9 protein-coding genes are annotated in these 14,041 nt (G+C 68.2%); 4 read left to right on the forward strand and 5 right to left on the reverse strand.

Annotated elements, in window-relative coordinates; all coding sequences use genetic code 11:
- Window positions 1-212: 212 nt before the first annotated feature.
- The 4 genes from BM297_RS17700 to BM297_RS17715 all read right to left on the reverse strand — a co-directional run bounded on the left by BM297_RS17700 (window position 213) and on the right by BM297_RS17715 (window position 3,941).
- A complete protein-coding gene (locus BM297_RS17700; protein WP_092433946.1) occupies window positions 213-1,076 on the reverse strand; it encodes an alpha/beta fold hydrolase in 864 nt (287 codons plus the stop codon).
- A 17-nt stretch (window positions 1,077-1,093) separates the two neighbouring features.
- Entirely contained in the window at window positions 1,094-1,651 is a 558-nt protein-coding gene (locus tag BM297_RS17705; protein ID WP_092433947.1) for a flavin reductase family protein, read from the reverse strand.
- A gap of 70 nt (window positions 1,652-1,721) precedes the next feature.
- Entirely contained in the window at window positions 1,722-2,918 is a 1,197-nt protein-coding gene (locus BM297_RS17710; RefSeq protein ID WP_092433951.1) for an acyl-CoA dehydrogenase family protein, read from the reverse strand.
- A gap of 84 nt (window positions 2,919-3,002) precedes the next feature.
- Window positions 3,003-3,941 (reverse strand): 3-carboxyethylcatechol 2,3-dioxygenase, encoded by a 939-nt coding sequence (locus BM297_RS17715; RefSeq protein WP_092433954.1) that lies wholly within the window; start codon window positions 3,939-3,941, stop codon window positions 3,003-3,005.
- Between the two features lie 461 nt (window positions 3,942-4,402).
- Between BM297_RS17715 and BM297_RS17720 the strand changes: the two genes are divergently transcribed.
- Window positions 4,403-5,218, forward strand: coding sequence for a DNA-binding transcriptional regulator (locus BM297_RS17720; protein ID WP_092433957.1), 816 nt, complete (start codon window positions 4,403-4,405; stop codon window positions 5,216-5,218).
- 157 nt (window positions 5,219-5,375) lie between these two features.
- Here the strand turns inward: BM297_RS17720 and metE are convergent, their stop codons facing one another.
- Window positions 5,376-7,694: a 5-methyltetrahydropteroyltriglutamate--homocysteine S-methyltransferase gene (gene metE, locus BM297_RS17725; protein WP_092433960.1), complete on the reverse strand. Its 2,319-nt coding sequence runs from the start codon at window positions 7,692-7,694 to the stop codon at window positions 5,376-5,378.
- A gap of 224 nt (window positions 7,695-7,918) precedes the next feature.
- Here metE and metR point away from each other — a divergent pair, with 224 nt between their 5' ends.
- The 3 genes from metR (at window position 7,919) to BM297_RS17740 (ending at window position 14,029) form a co-directional block, all read left to right on the forward strand.
- Window positions 7,919-8,839: a transcriptional regulator MetR gene (metR, locus tag BM297_RS17730; RefSeq protein WP_092433963.1), complete on the forward strand. Its 921-nt coding sequence runs from the start codon at window positions 7,919-7,921 to the stop codon at window positions 8,837-8,839.
- Window positions 8,840-9,073: 234 nt separating this feature from the next.
- On the forward strand, window positions 9,074-12,211 hold the full coding sequence (locus BM297_RS17735; protein ID WP_175526686.1) for a transglycosylase domain-containing protein: 3,138 nt from the start codon (window positions 9,074-9,076) through the stop codon (window positions 12,209-12,211).
- Between the two features lie 3 nt (window positions 12,212-12,214).
- Window positions 12,215-14,029 (forward strand): gamma-glutamyltransferase family protein, encoded by a 1,815-nt coding sequence (locus BM297_RS17740; RefSeq protein WP_217648284.1) that lies wholly within the window; start codon window positions 12,215-12,217, stop codon window positions 14,027-14,029.
- Window positions 14,030-14,041: the final 12 nt, after the last annotated feature.

Consider the following 14,041-nt stretch of genomic DNA (forward strand, 5'->3'; position numbering starts at 1 on the left):
TGCACTGAGTGCACATCGTTGTTTTAAAAGGATTTTTCCAATAAAAAAGCCTGCACCACCCCATCCCCTGGCTTGGCAGAGGACGGGCGGCACAGGCGGAAAGCCCCTGCATCCGCCTGATGCAGGGTTGAACAGAACAGTACCCGCGCAGTGGCGTCAGCCGACGGCGCGGGCAGCGCTCACGACCAGCCGCAACGGCCGGCGGTGACGGCTCAGTGGGTCAGGAAGTCCAGCACCATGCGGTTGAACTTGTCGGCGTGCTCCCACTGCGCCCAGTGGCCGCAACCGTTGAACACGTGCAGCTCCGAGTTGGCGATGCCGGCGATCAGGCGCAGGCCGGTGTCCATCGGCACGAAGCGGTCGTTGCGGCCCCAGATGACCAGGGTCTTGGCCTTGATCTCGCCCAGACGCGGACTGAAGTCGGGGAACTGCTTGGGGTTGGCATCCAGGCTCTTGACGAAGTTTTCCAGGTGATCGCGACGGTTGAGCATGTTGTCGAGACGGGCCTGGAACAGCTCCTCGGTCAGATCGCTGGTGTCGTAGACGAAGATGTTCATCATCTTCTTGAGGTTTTCGATGGTCGGCTCGCGGTACAGGCCCTGCAGCAGCTTGATGCCTTCGCTCGGCATCGGCACGAAGGGACTCATCCCGCCGGTGCCACCACCCATCAGCACCAGCTTGCCGACGCGCTCGGGGTTGGCGAGGGCGAAGGCGACGGCGCTGTGGCCACCCATGGAGTTGCCGAGGATGTGCACGCGATCAAGGTCCAGCGCGTCGACCAGACCCTTGAGCACGCGGGCGTTGAGGTCGGAGCGCGAGCCGGTGCAGACGATCGAGTCGCTCTTGCTCCAGCCCGGGCAGTCCATGAGGATCACCCGGTAGCCGGCCGCCACCAGCGGCTCGATGTTGCGGTTGAAGTTGGCCCAGCCGCTGGCACCGGGACCGGAGCCGTGCAGCATGACCACGGTTTCGGCACCGTCGCCGCAGTCGTTGTAGTGGATGTTCAGGTCGAGTTCGCCGTCCTGGATGCGGACGAACTTGCTGGTGGAGGCTTCGGTCAGCGCTTGTGCGGTCATCAACAATTTCCTCGAATTCAGGCTTGGGGGGCGAGACGGCGGAAGGCGCCGTTCAGGTACAGGAGCGGCTCGCCGCCCGGCTGGCCGCGGGTGGCCAGGACCTCGCACAGGAAGGCGTGGTGGGTGCTCTCGTCGAAGACCTTGACCACGCGGCAATCGAAGTTGGCGACGGCGCCGTCGAGCACCGGCACGCCGCTGGCCAGGTCGCGCCACTGGCCGTGCTGGAAACGCGCCTCGCCGTGCACGCCCTCGACCATGCCGGCGAACACCTTGGCTTCATGCTCCTGCTCGCCGGACAGCACGTTCACGCACAGCGCGCCGCTGTTGAGGATGGCCTCGCTGGCGGCGACCTTCTTGTTGACGAACACCACCAGGCGCGGCGGCTCGGCGGTCACCGAGCACACCGCGGTGGCGGTCAGGCCGAGATGGGTGTCGCCATCGCGGGCGGTGATGATGGTCACCGCGGCGGCCAGGTTGCGCATGCCGACACGGTGGTCGTCGGCGCTGACCACCGGCAGGGCGGCCAGGTCGGCGTTGGGGATCCAGTCCAGCAGCTGGTTGATCTCTTTGCTCATGGCTTTGTTTCTCACGCAGCGGGCAGATGTGGGCGGGCTCTTTGGCCCGCCCATCGGTTCCGACTCGGGGTCAGGCCTTGACGCCGAACGGGTTGGCCGCCGGCATCGGATTGCCGAGCAGCTGGCCACCGAGCAGGTCGCCGATGTTGTCCTGGTTCTGGGTGATGTGGTTGGCACCGACCAGGATGTCGCGCATCTGCCGCTGCATCGGGCTGCTCAGCCACACGCCACGGGTGGCGGTCTTCTTGAAGATCATGTGCGCCGCATCGAAGCACTCGCCGCCGGTGAACTGGTTGGTGGCGAAGTGGCGCACGCGCACGTCCAGCGGTACCAGCTGGCCCTGGGAGGCGTAGCTCCAGGCTTCGTCGGTGTTGTGCAGCACGCGGGTGGTGGCGCCGAGGATCTTGGCGTAGGCCTCGCCCAGACGGCTCTTGATGAACGGATCGTTGACCGCGGCACCCACCGCCTGGTTGAGGTTCTGGCGCGGCTTCATGTGGTCGACGTACAGGTCGACCATGCCGCGCGCCATGCCGATGATCACCGAGGACACCGCGGCGTAGAACACGTAGAAGAACGGCATCTTGAACAGGTTCTCGACGTGGCCGTGGGAGTGCTGGTCGTAGTCGCCGATCACGTGGCTGCGGTAGGACGGCACGAAGACTTCCTTGATCAGCAGCTTCTTGCTGCCGGTGCCGGCCAGGCCGACCACGTGCCAATCGTCCTCGATCTCGAAGTCGCTGCGCTGCACCCAGAATGAACGGAATTCCATCTGGCCCTGGTCATTGGCCACGCGGCCGCCGAGGAAGGCGCCGCCGGCGGCGTGATCGCAACCGCTGGAGGTCAGCCACTCGCCGTTGAGCAGGTAGCCGCCGTCGACGCGGGTGACGGTACCGAAGGGCGCGTAGGAGGAGGACACCAGACGGGTGTTGTCTTCGCCCCACAGCTCGTCGCCGCAGCGCGGGTCGAGCAGACCGATCTCGAAGGGATGCACACCGAGCACCATCACGTTCCAGGCGCTGGACGGGCAACCGCGGGCCAGCTCCATCAGCACCTTGTTGAGCACGTTGGGGTGCATCTCGTAGCCGCCCCAGCGCTTGGGCTGCAGGATCTTGAAGAAGCCGGCTTCCTGGAAGGCCTGGATGGTCTCACGGGAAACCATGCGCGCCTTCTCGCAGGACTCGGCCTTCTCGCGCAGCCAGGGGATCATCGCCTCGGCACGGGCGACGATTTCGGCTTCGCTGGGGATCTGGGTATCGGTGTGGTTCATGTCTCTGACCTCTTTGTCATCGCCGCGGCACGCGCTGCGGCTGACGCACTCTTGTTGTGGATGGCTGCAACCCCGAAGCAGGGCTCAGTTCTGCTCGGCGCTCACCACGCCATAGCCGGCAATCCATTCGTTGATCGCCCGGTAGTAGTCCTGGCGGGCGGTGTAGGCGCCAGTGGCAGCCAGCGCCGCGAAGGCGGCGACCCAGGTGCGCACTTCGTGGGCCGAACGGCCGGCGGCCTTGGAGATCTCCTCGATCTTGAACTCGTCGATCTCGTCGAGGCGGCCCTGCACCAGCAGGTCGATGAAGGCCAGGTCCCAGTCGGCGTTGAGCGGGGTCTGCAGCGACTCCGCGGTGCCGTAGATCTTGCCGGCGGCGATGGTGCGTGCCTGGCGGGCAGCGCGCGCTTCCGGGGTCGGGTTGCGCCCGGCGATGAGGAATTCGCTGATCGCTTCGGGGGCGTCGGCCAGCAGCGGTACCGGCGGCTCGTGGGACAGGCCGCCGGTGCCGAGGATCAGCACGCGCTTGTCGAGCTTGGCGATGAAGCGGCCGACCGCCTCGCCCAGCTTGCGCACCCGGCGATAGGGGGCGAACGGCGGCGCCACCGAGTTGATGATGATCGGGATCACCGGGTAGCGGTTGATGCTGCCGGTCAGCTCTTCCAGGGTCTGGGTGCAGCCGTGGTCCACCTGCAGGCGGTGCGACAGGGCGATATCGACGTCGCTGTCGAGCACATGACGGGTCAGCTCGAGGGCCAGGTCCTTCTCTACCGACAGCGGGCCGGGCTGGGTCAGGTAGTCGCCCACCGACTCGGCGGCGGTGGCGATCACGAACGGAGGCATCAGGTCGTAGAACAGGCCGTTGTAGTGGTCCGGCGCGAAGATCACGATCAGCTCGGGATCGAAGGCCTCGACTTCGGCGCGTGCCTTGGCCAGTGCGGCATCGACTTCGGCGACGACATTGGCGCCCGGGTCATTGAGGCCACGCAGGGGGGTATGCGACAGGCATTTGAGTTTTACAGTCATGAAACCTCCGTGATCGTTGGAGACCACCCGTCTCCGTCAACCAAAGCGCAACGTGTCAGGAAATTTGCCGTGGATTGCCGGTGTCGCCGCTCATGCGGCCCTGCCATCCCTTCGCCCTCGGGCCGGCCACTGCCTGGTTGTTTTTTGTTCAGAACCTACGCTGGCCATTCTAGGGGCGTGACTCGGGAAGGAAAAAAACTATCTGCCACTTCGTGCACTTAGTGCACACTACTGTTTTTAAAGGTTTTTTTGCTTGCGCCGCTGTGTCTCCCGGGGCCAGCGCGCGCGTTCGGCCGCTCTGGAGCGCGCCAGCTGACGCGCCGACGGGGCTCGGCAGGCGCTGAGCGGGCCGCCACGGGCAGGCGCTCCACAGGGGCGCGAGCAGGGCTTTCCCATCTGGGCTGGCAGGCGCCAGCCATGCTTGAATACGCTGAAAGCGGAGTTGACCCGGTGACTGACAGATGAGCAGCACGCGCGAAACCGAATACAAGACCGTGCGCGGCCTGACCCGTGGCCTGCAGATCCTCAACGCCCTCAACCGCGTGGACGGCGGCGCCAGCCCGGCGCAACTGGCCGAGCTGACCGGTCTGCACCGCACCACGGTGCGCCGCCTGCTGGAGACCCTGCAGAACGAGGGCTACGTGCGGCGCAGCGAGTCGGACGACAGCTTCCGCCTCAACCTCAAGGTGCGCGAACTGAGCGAGGGCTTTCGCGACGAGCAGTGGATTTCCGAGCTGGGCGCGCCGCTGCTGGCCGAGCTGCTGCAGGAGGTGCACTGGCCGACCGACCTGTGCACCCTCGACGTCGACGCCATGGTGGTGCGCGAGACCACCCACCGCTTCAGCCGCCTGTCGTTCCACCGCTCGATGGTCGGCCGCCGCCTGCCGATGCTGATCACCGCCACCGGTCTGGCCTACCTGGCGTTCTGCCCGGAGGACGAACGCGAGCGGATCGTCGAACTGCTGGCCAAGCGCGACGACGAGGAGAGTCGCCTGGCGCGCAACCCGGTGGCGCTGGACAACCTGCTGCGCCGCACCCGCCACCGCGGCTACGGCGAGAACTACGGCAGCTGGAACACCGAGGAGCGCATCGCCTCCATCGCCGTGCCGATCCGCGGCGAAAGCCGCGTGTACGGCTGCGTCAACCTGGTCTACGTGCTCAAGGCAATGACCATCGAGCAGGCCGCCCAGCGCTACCTGCCGGCGCTGCAGCGCTTCGCCGCCACCGTCGAGCAGGGCATCCGCGAGCGCGAGCAGGCTGGGCCGGTGCTGTCCTGAGCCCTGCGCTGGAGACTGGTAGAAGATTGCAGCGCAATCCCTCTACCCTACGATTCGGTGTGAGGCGTAGGGTGGACAACCGCGCAGCGTTGTCCACCGCCAGCCGAGGCGTGGGAAGCGGTAGAAGATCGCTGCGGGAGTCTTCTACCCTACGGAGTCACGCCGCGGCGCGCGCCTTGTCGCGCAACTGGCGCGCCGCGGCGACCATGTTGCCCAGCGCCGCCAGGGTCTCCGGCCAACCGCGAGTCTTCAGGCCGCAGTCGGGGTTGACCCACAGCCGCTCGGCCGGGATACGCTCCGCCGCCTTCTCGATCAGCGCGACCATTTCCGCCACGCTCGGCACCCGCGGCGAGTGGATGTCGTAGACGCCCGGACCGATCTCGTTGGGATACTCGAACGCCTCGAAGGCCTCCAGCAGCTCCATCTGCGAGCGCGAGGTCTCGATGGTGATCACGTCGGCATCCATGGCGGCGATCGCCTCGATCACGTCGTTGAACTCGCTGTAGCACATGTGGGTGTGGATCTGCGTCGCGTCGGCCACGCCGCTGGAACACAGGCGGAAGGCGTCCACCGCCCAGTCCAGGTAGTGCTGCCAGGCCGCGCGGCGCAGCGGCAGGCCCTCGCGGAACGCCGCCTCGTCGATCTGCACGATGCCGATACCGGCCGCCTCCAAGTCCGCCACCTCGTCGCGGATCGCCAGCGCCAGCTGGCGCGCCTGCACCTCGCGGCTGACGTCCTCGCGCGGGAACGACCACATCAGCATGGTCACCGGCCCGGTGAGCATGCCCTTCATGGGCTTGTCGGTGAGGCTCTGCGCGTAGCGGCTCCACGCCACGGTCATCGCCTGCGGGCGGCTCAGATCGCCGACGATCACCGCCGGCTTGACGCAGCGCGAGCCGTAGCTCTGCACCCAGCCGAAGCGGGTGAAGGCGTAGCCGTCGAGCTGCTCGGCGAAGTACTCGACCATGTCGTTGCGCTCGGCTTCGCCGTGCACCAGCACGTCCAGGCCGAGCTTCTCCTGCACGCTCAGCGCATGACGGATCTCGGCCTGCATCGCCTCCACATAGTCGGTCTCGCTCAGCTTGCCGAGCCGGTACGCCTGGCGCGCCAGGCGGATCGCCGCGGTCTGCGGGAAGGAGCCGATGGTGGTGGTGGGAAACGCCGGCAGGTCGAGACGGGCACGCTGCTGCGCGATGCGCGCGGCGAACGGCGACGCGCGGCGGCTGTCGGCCGGCGTCACCGCGGCCAGGCGCTGCTGCACGTGCGGGTTGTGGATGCGCGGCGAGCGGGCGCGCGCCTGCTGCACGGCGCGGCTGGCGGCCCGCGCGGCCTGCACCTCGGGAGCGTCCGGCTGGTTGAGGGCGCGGGCGAGCGTCGCCACCTCCGCGCACTTCTGCACGGCGAAGGCCAGCCAGCCCTGCAGTTCGTCATCCAGCTGATCCTCGCGCTCGAGATCCACCGGGCTGTGCAGCAGCGAGCAGCTGGGTGCCACCCACAGGCGCGCGCCGAGGCGCTCGTGGGCGTGGCGCAGCACGTCCAGGGCCTGCTCCAGGTCGCAGCGCCAGACGTTGCGGCCGTTGACCACGCCCAGGGAGAGCACCTTGTAGGCCGGCAGGCGGTCGAGGATGGTCGGATACTGCTCGGGGGCACGCACCAGGTCGATGTGCAGGCCGTCCACCGGCAGGTTGGCGGCGAGACCGAGGTTGTCCTCCAGACCGGCGAAGTAGGTGGTCAGCAGCTTCTTGGGCAGCGGCTGCTGCAGCAGGTTGTAGGCGCGCTCGAAGGCATTCTTCCACTCCGCCGGCAGGTCGAGACCGAGGATCGGCTCGTCGATCTGCACCCACTCGACGCCCAGCGCCGCCAGGCGGCCGAGCACCTCGCCATACACCGGCAGCAGGCGCTCGAGCAGCTCCAGCTTGTCGAAGCCCTCGGTTTCAGCAGCAGCGCCCCTGACCTTGCCCAGCCACAGGTAGGTCAGCGGGCCGATCAGCACCGGCTTGACCGCATGGCCGAGCGCGCGGGCCTCCGCGACCTCCTCGAACAGCTGTTCCCAGCTCAGGCGGAACTGCTGGTCGCGGCTGAACTCGGGGACCAGGTAGTGGTAGTTGCTGTCGAACCACTTGGTCATCTCCTGCGCCTGGGTGCCGGCATTGCCGCAGCAAGCGCCGGACACGCCGCGAGCCATGGCGAACAGGGTGTCGAGGGTGACGCGGCCCTCGGCGGTGCGGAAGCGCTCGGGCACCACGCCGAACATCAGCGAGTGGCTGAGCACCTGGTCGTACCAGGCGAAGTCGCCCACCGGCAGCAGCTCGATGCCGGCGTCCTGCTGCAGCTGCCAGTGGTCGGCGCGCAACTGACGGCCGACCGCACGCAGGCCGGCCTCGTCCAGTTCGCCCTTCCAGTAGGCTTCGAGGGCTTTCTTCAGCTCGCGGTCGCGGCCGATGCGGGGGAATCCGAGGGAATGGGCCAGGGCCATCTGTCTGTCTCCTTGTGGGCAATGGCGTTTCGATGGGCGCCATTGTCGACAGCCGGGCTATCATGAGACAAACTCAATAAATTCGTGATGATCTGTATTTTCATTCACCATGCAGTGTGGGAGACCCGGCCTCGGGTGAAGCCTGGTTGCCGGCGAGGCTGCAGCCCGCATCGCCGCGAGAGCACGCCTCCCACACGCACAAAACCTGCACCGGACATCCCGCCATGATCGAACTGCGCTATCTGAAGACCCTGCACGCCCTGCGCGAATCCGACAGCCTGGTCGAGGCCGCCGAGCGCCTGCACCTGACCCAGTCCGCCCTCTCCCACCAGTTCAAGGAACTGGAGGAGCGCCTCGGCCTGTCGCTGTTCGTGCGCAAGACCAAGCCGGTGCGCTTCACCAGCGCCGGCCTGCGCCTGCTGCAGCTGGCCGACGCGATCCTGCCGCAGCTGCGCAGCGCCGAGCGCGACCTGGCGCGCCTGGCCGGCGGCACGGCGGGTCGCCTGCACATGGCCATCGAATGCCACAGCTGCTTCCAGTGGCTGATGCCGACCATCGACCAGTTCCGCGACGCCTGGCCGGAGGTGGAGCTGGACCTGGCCTCGGGCTTCTCCTTCGCCCCGCTGCCGGCGCTGGCGCGCGGCGACCTCGACCTGGTGGTGACCTCCGACCCGGTCGAGCTGGCCGGCATCACCTACGTGCCGCTGTTCACCTACGAGGCGCAGCTGGCGGTGGCCAACCAGCACCCGCTGGCCAGCAGGCCCTGGGTCAGCGCCGAGGACCTGGCCGGCGAGACGCTGATCCACTATCCGGTGGAGCGCGACCGCCTGGACATCTTCACCCGCTTCCTCGACCCGGCCGACGTCGAGCCGGCCGGGACGCGCACCGCCGAGCTGACGGTGATGATGCTGCAGCTGGTGGCCAGCGGCCGCGGGGTGAGCTGCCTACCCAACTGGGCGTTGCACGAATACAGCTCGCGCGGCTACGTCACGGCGAAGAAGCTCGGCGAAAAAGGCCTGTACGCCACGCTCTACGCCGGCATCCGCGCCGACATGCTCGATGCGCCGTTCATGCGCGACTTCCTGCTCACCGCCAAGGACACCTCGTTCGCCACCCTCGAGGGGGTGAGCGCGGCGCGCGGCTGAGAGTCCGCGCCGCAGCCCCTCACATGCCCACTATCTAGGGCAGCCAGGTCAACTGCAGCCGGTGGCGCCGCTGGAATGATCGGCCTGCCGCAGAGGCGCGTCAGCGCGAGTGTCGCACCCTGCGGACAAGCGTTGCCGCAGTCACAAAGCCACGGCGGCGCGCCACGCGGCAGGGCAATTTCGCGCTAAGCTGTTGTCAGTATGTGACCAATGTTTCACATGGATAGCGACAGCATGGGCACCCCCGAGAAGACCTCAACCGTGATCGATCGAAAAGCCCTGTCGGCCACTGCCCAAGCCGCCGCCAAACGCAGCCGGCGCCGGATGTGGAAGGTACGTGCGGGGTTTGCCGGCGCGCTGCTGTTGCTCGCCGCGGCAGGCGCGGTGCTGGCCGCCCGCGAGGCACAAACTTCCGAGTGGCAGTCACGTCTAATCAGCGACTGGTCGGCCAAGCTGAAGTTTCGCGTCGAACCCGGCCCCAGTGACGCCATCCACTATCCGCAGCACGGACCGTTCGACCAGCGTCTGGGCTATGTCGGCCTCCCGGAGTTCATCCGCAAGCTGAACGCCCAGGGCTTCGTGGTTGAACGCCAGGCACGCTTTTCCCCGCCGCTGCTCGAATACACCGGTTACGGCCTCAATCCGCCCTACCGGGAGAAGACCCTCGCCGGCCTGGACATCAGCGACTGCCGCGGCACCTCGATGTTCAACTTCCGTCATCCGCAGCGCCATTACGGCAGCTTCGCCGAGATTCCCCCGCTGATGGTGGCCAGCCTGCTGTTCATCGAGAACCGCCACCTGCTCGACACCGAGCAGGTGCAGCAGAACCCGGCCGTCGACTGGCCGCGCTTCCTCGTGGCCGCCTGGACCCAACTGGCCAGCAAGCTGGACGCCGAAACCGACACGGCCGGCGGCAGCACCCTGGCCACCCAGATCGAGAAATTCCGTCACTCGCCGGAGGGACGCACCACGGGGGCCACGGAGAAGCTGCGGCAGATGCTGTCGGCCAGCGTTCGCGCCTACCACGAGGGTCGCGAGACCCTGCCCCTGCGCCAGAAGGTCGTCCACGACTACATCAACAGCGTGCCGCTGTCCGCCGCGCCCGGCTACGGCGAGGTACATGGCGTGGGTGACGGCCTGTGGGTATGGTTCGGCGCCGACTTCGCGCAGAGCAACCGGGCGCTGGCCGGCGGAGAGGGCATCAGCCTGGCCGAGCAAGGCCTGGCGCTGCGCCAGGTGCTGGCGCTGATGATCGCCCAGCGCCGACCGTCCTGGTACCTGACCGGCGGCCGTGCCGAACTGGCCGAACTGACCGACAGCCACCTGCGCGTGCTGGCCGGTGCCGGGGTGATCAGCGAGCCGCTGCGCGACGCCGCGCTGGCCCGCCAGCTGACGTTCCGCAACCCGGCCACCGATCCGGCGCTGCCGCCGGTGGCCAGCGACAAGGGCATCAACGCCATCCGCACGCGCCTGGTGCGGCATCTGGGCATGCCGCTGTACGACCTCGACCGCCTGGATCTGTCGGTCGATGCCACCCTCAACCAGCCCCTGCAGCAGGCGGTCAGCGACTACCTGGCGAAGCTGGCCGACCCGGCGTTCGCCGAGCAGGTCGGCCTGTTCGGCGAACGCCTGCTCAGCCCGCAACTGACCGGCGACGTGCGCTACAGCTTCACCCTGTTCGAGCGCGGCGCCAACGGCAACCGCGTGCGCGTGCAGACCGACACCACCGGCCAGCCGTTCGACATCAACGAGGGCAGCAAGCTGGAGCTGGGCTCCACCGCCAAGCTGCGGGTGCTGGCCACCTACCTGGAGATGGTCGCCGAGCTGTACCAACGCCATGCCGGCAAGACCCCGACCGAGCTGCGCGAGCTGTACCATCAGACCAACGAGCGCGACAACCTCAGCCGCTGGGCGCTCGACTACCTGCGGGTGACTCCGCAGGCCAGCCTGGAACAGATGCTCGATGCGGCGCTGGAGCGCAAGTATTCGGCCAGCCCCGGCGAAACCTTCTTCACCGGCGGCGGCGCGCACACCTTCAACAACTTCCGCAAGGAGGACAACAATCGCCGGGCCACCGTCCGCGAGTCGCTGCGCGAATCGCTCAACCTGCCGTTCGTGCGCATCCTGCGCGATGTGGTGCGCTACAGCACCTACCAGATGCCCAACAGCGTGCAGATGCTCACCGACGACAAGGATCCGCGCCGCCTCGAGTACCTGACCCGCTTCGCCGACAAGGAAGGCACGGTGTTCCTGCAGCGTTTCTGGCGCAAGTACCGCGACAAGGCCCCGCAGGAGATGTTCGACAGCCTGCTCGAAGGCCTGCGCCTGAGTCAGTCGCGCCTGGCTGCCATCCATCGCTACCTGTACCCGCAGGCCAGCCTGGAGGAGTTCAGCCAGGTCATGGAGGCGCGCCTGGGCAAGAAACTGTTGCCGACACCGAAGAGACTCGAGGACTACTACCACCGCTACGGTCCGGACGCCTTCAACCTGCCGGACCAGGGCTACATCGCCCGCGTGCACCCGCTGGAGCTGTGGCTGATCAGCTACCGCATGCAGAACCCGCAGGCCACGTTCAGCGAGGTGGTCGAGGCCAGCCGCGACGAACGCCAGGAGGTCTATGGATGGCTGTTCAAGAGCCGTCACCGCAGCGCCCGCGACAGCCGCATGCGCACCATGATCGAGGTCGAGGCCTTCACCGACCTGCACCAGCGCTGGGCGCGCCTGGGCTTTCCCTTTGAACACATGGTGCCGTCGCTGGCCAGCGCACTGGGCAGCTCGGGCGATCGCCCGGCGGCGCTGGCCGAACTGATGGGGATCATCATCAACAACGGCGTGCGCCTGCCCACCGTGCGCATCGACAACCTGCACTTCGCCCTCGGCACCCCCTACGAAACCCGCCTGCAGCGCGAGCGCACCAGCGGCGAACGGGTGATGTTGCCCGAGGTCGCCACCGCCCTGCGCAGCGCGGTCGCCGACGTGGTCGAGAACGGCACCGCGCGCCGCCTCAAGGGCGTGCTGCTGCAGGCCGACGGTCAGCCGCTGGTGGTCGGCGGCAAGACCGGCACCGGCGACAACCGCATCGAGACGGTGACCCGCAGCGGCTGGGTGTCCAGCTCGACGGCGCGCAACCGCACCGCCACCTTCGTGTTCTTCCTCGGCCCGCGGCATTTCGGCACTCTCACCGCCTATGTCGCCGGCGAGCAGTCGGAGCGTTTCAGCTTCACCTCGGCGTTGCCGGTGCAGACGCTCAAGGGCATGATGCCGCTGCTGCAGCCCTACCTGCTGGCCGAGGCCACCGCCTGCCAGCCACCCGCGAAGGGAGCCCAGGCGCAGCCGCAGATGCATGCTTCGCTGAATCCGCACAAGGAATAAGCCGTGATCCCGCGTCACCCCTGGCTGCAGCGCTGCGCGCTCGGCCTGAGCGTCACCCTGCTGCTCACTGCCTGCGCCCGCGACCGTGAACCGACCCTGGAAATCCGCCCGATCCAGCCGGAGGCTGCCAGCGGCTACCAGGCCAAACCCGGCTGGCAGCTGCAGCGCTACGCGGTGGCCGCCGCCAACCCGCTGGCCGCCGAGGCCGGCCGGCAGATCCTGCAGGCCGGCGGCAGCGCGGTGGATGCGGCGATTGCCGTGCAGATGGTGCTCGGCCTGGTCGAACCGCAGTCCAGCGGGATCGGTGGCGGCGCCTTCCTGCTGCACTGGAACGGCCAACGCCTGGACGCCTGGGACGGTCGCGAAACCGCACCGGCCGACGCCGACGAAGAGATGTTCCTCAACAGCGACGGCCAGCCGATGGCGTTCATCGACGCGGTGGTCGGTGGCCGCGCGGTCGGCGTGCCCGGCCTGGTGAAGATGCTCGAGGCGGCGCACCGCAGCCACGGCCGGCTGCCGTGGGCGGTGCTGTTCGTGCCGGCCATCGAGCTGGCCGAGCAGGGCTTCGCGGTCAGTCCGCGCCTGCACCAGTTGCTCGCCGCCGACGCCCACCTGCGCCGCGACCCGGCTGCCGCCAGCTTCTACTACCGCGCCGACGGCTCGGCGCTGCCGGTCGGCCATCGGCTGCGCAACCCGGCGCTGGCCCAGGTGCTGCGGGGCATCGCCCGCCACGGCAGCGCCGCCTTCTACACGGGAGCGGTGGCGCAGGCGATGGTCGGCAAGGTGCGCCAGCACCCGGACAACCCCGGCCGCCTGCAACTGGCCGACCTGCAGCGCTACCAGCCGCTGCGCCGCGAGGCGCTGTGCCAGCTGTGGCTGGCGCAGTACCGGGTGTGCGGCTTCCCGCCGCCCTCCTCCGGGCAGCTGACGCAGATGCAGATCCTCGGCCTGCTGGAGCAGCTGCCGGTCCTCGAGCAGCCGCTGGAGGACAGTCGCCCCTCGGCCGAATTCCTCCATCGCTACAGCGAGGCCGCCAAGCTGGCGTTTGCCGACCGCGCCCAGTACATCGCCGACCCGGCTTTCGTGGCACCGCCGGCCGGCGACTGGCGCAGCCTGCTGGCGCCCGCCTACCTCAAGCAGCGCGCCGCGCTGATCGGCGACAGGAGCATGGGCACGGCGCGCCACGGCGTGCCCGGTGGCGTGCCGCTGGCCTGGGCGCCGCAGGCGGCTCAGGAAGAGTACGGCACCAGCCACATCAGCATCGTCGATGCCGCGGGCAACGCCCTGGCGATGACCAGCAGCGTCGAACAGGCCTTCGGTGCCCGTCTGCTCAGCGACGGCGGCAGCGGCCTGCCCGGCGGCTTCCTGCTCAACAACCAGCTTACCGACTTCGCCCTCGCGCCACGCGACAGCGAGGGCCGGCCGGTGGCCAACCGCGTCGAGTCGGGCAAGCGACCGCGCTCGAGCATGAGTCCGACCCTGGTATTCGATGGCATGAACGGCGGCCTGCTGGCCAGCCTGGGCTCGCCGGGCGGTGCGGGGATCATTCACTTCACCGGCAAGACCCTGCTCGGCCTGTACCCATGGCAGCTCGATGCCCAGCGCGCCATCGACCTGCCCAACTTCACCAACTTCAACGGCCCCACCGTGTTGGAAAAGGACCGCTTCCCGCCGTCCACCCTCGAGGCGCTGCGCGCGCAGGGCCACGAGGTCGGCGAAAGCGAGCTGCCCAGCGGCCTGCAGGCCATCCAGCGCACGCCCGAGGGACTGTTCGGCGGCGCCGATCCGCGCCGCGAAGGGGTGGTGGTCGGCGAGTAGCGGCTGCCGCAG

The organism is Geopseudomonas sagittaria, from assembly GCF_900115715.1.
Lineage (GTDB): Bacteria > Pseudomonadota > Gammaproteobacteria > Pseudomonadales > Pseudomonadaceae > Geopseudomonas > Geopseudomonas sagittaria.

Coding starts and splice junctions, on each gene's coding strand:
- BM297_RS17710 (WP_092433951.1), bottom strand. CDS start 2,918: ATGAACCACACCGATACCCAGATCCCCAGCGAAGCCGAAATCGTCGCC.
- BM297_RS17720 (WP_092433957.1), top strand. CDS start 4,403: ATGAGCAGCACGCGCGAAACCGAATACAAGACCGTGCGCGGCCTGACC.
- BM297_RS17735 (WP_175526686.1), top strand. CDS start 9,074: ATGGGCACCCCCGAGAAGACCTCAACCGTGATCGATCGAAAAGCCCTG.
- BM297_RS17715 (WP_092433954.1), bottom strand. CDS start 3,941: ATGACTGTAAAACTCAAATGCCTGTCGCATACCCCCCTGCGTGGCCTC.
- BM297_RS17700 (WP_092433946.1), bottom strand. CDS start 1,076: ATGACCGCACAAGCGCTGACCGAAGCCTCCACCAGCAAGTTCGTCCGC.
- BM297_RS17705 (WP_092433947.1), bottom strand. CDS start 1,651: ATGAGCAAAGAGATCAACCAGCTGCTGGACTGGATCCCCAACGCCGAC.
- metE (WP_092433960.1), bottom strand. CDS start 7,694: ATGGCCCTGGCCCATTCCCTCGGATTCCCCCGCATCGGCCGCGACCGC.
- metR (WP_092433963.1), top strand. CDS start 7,919: ATGATCGAACTGCGCTATCTGAAGACCCTGCACGCCCTGCGCGAATCC.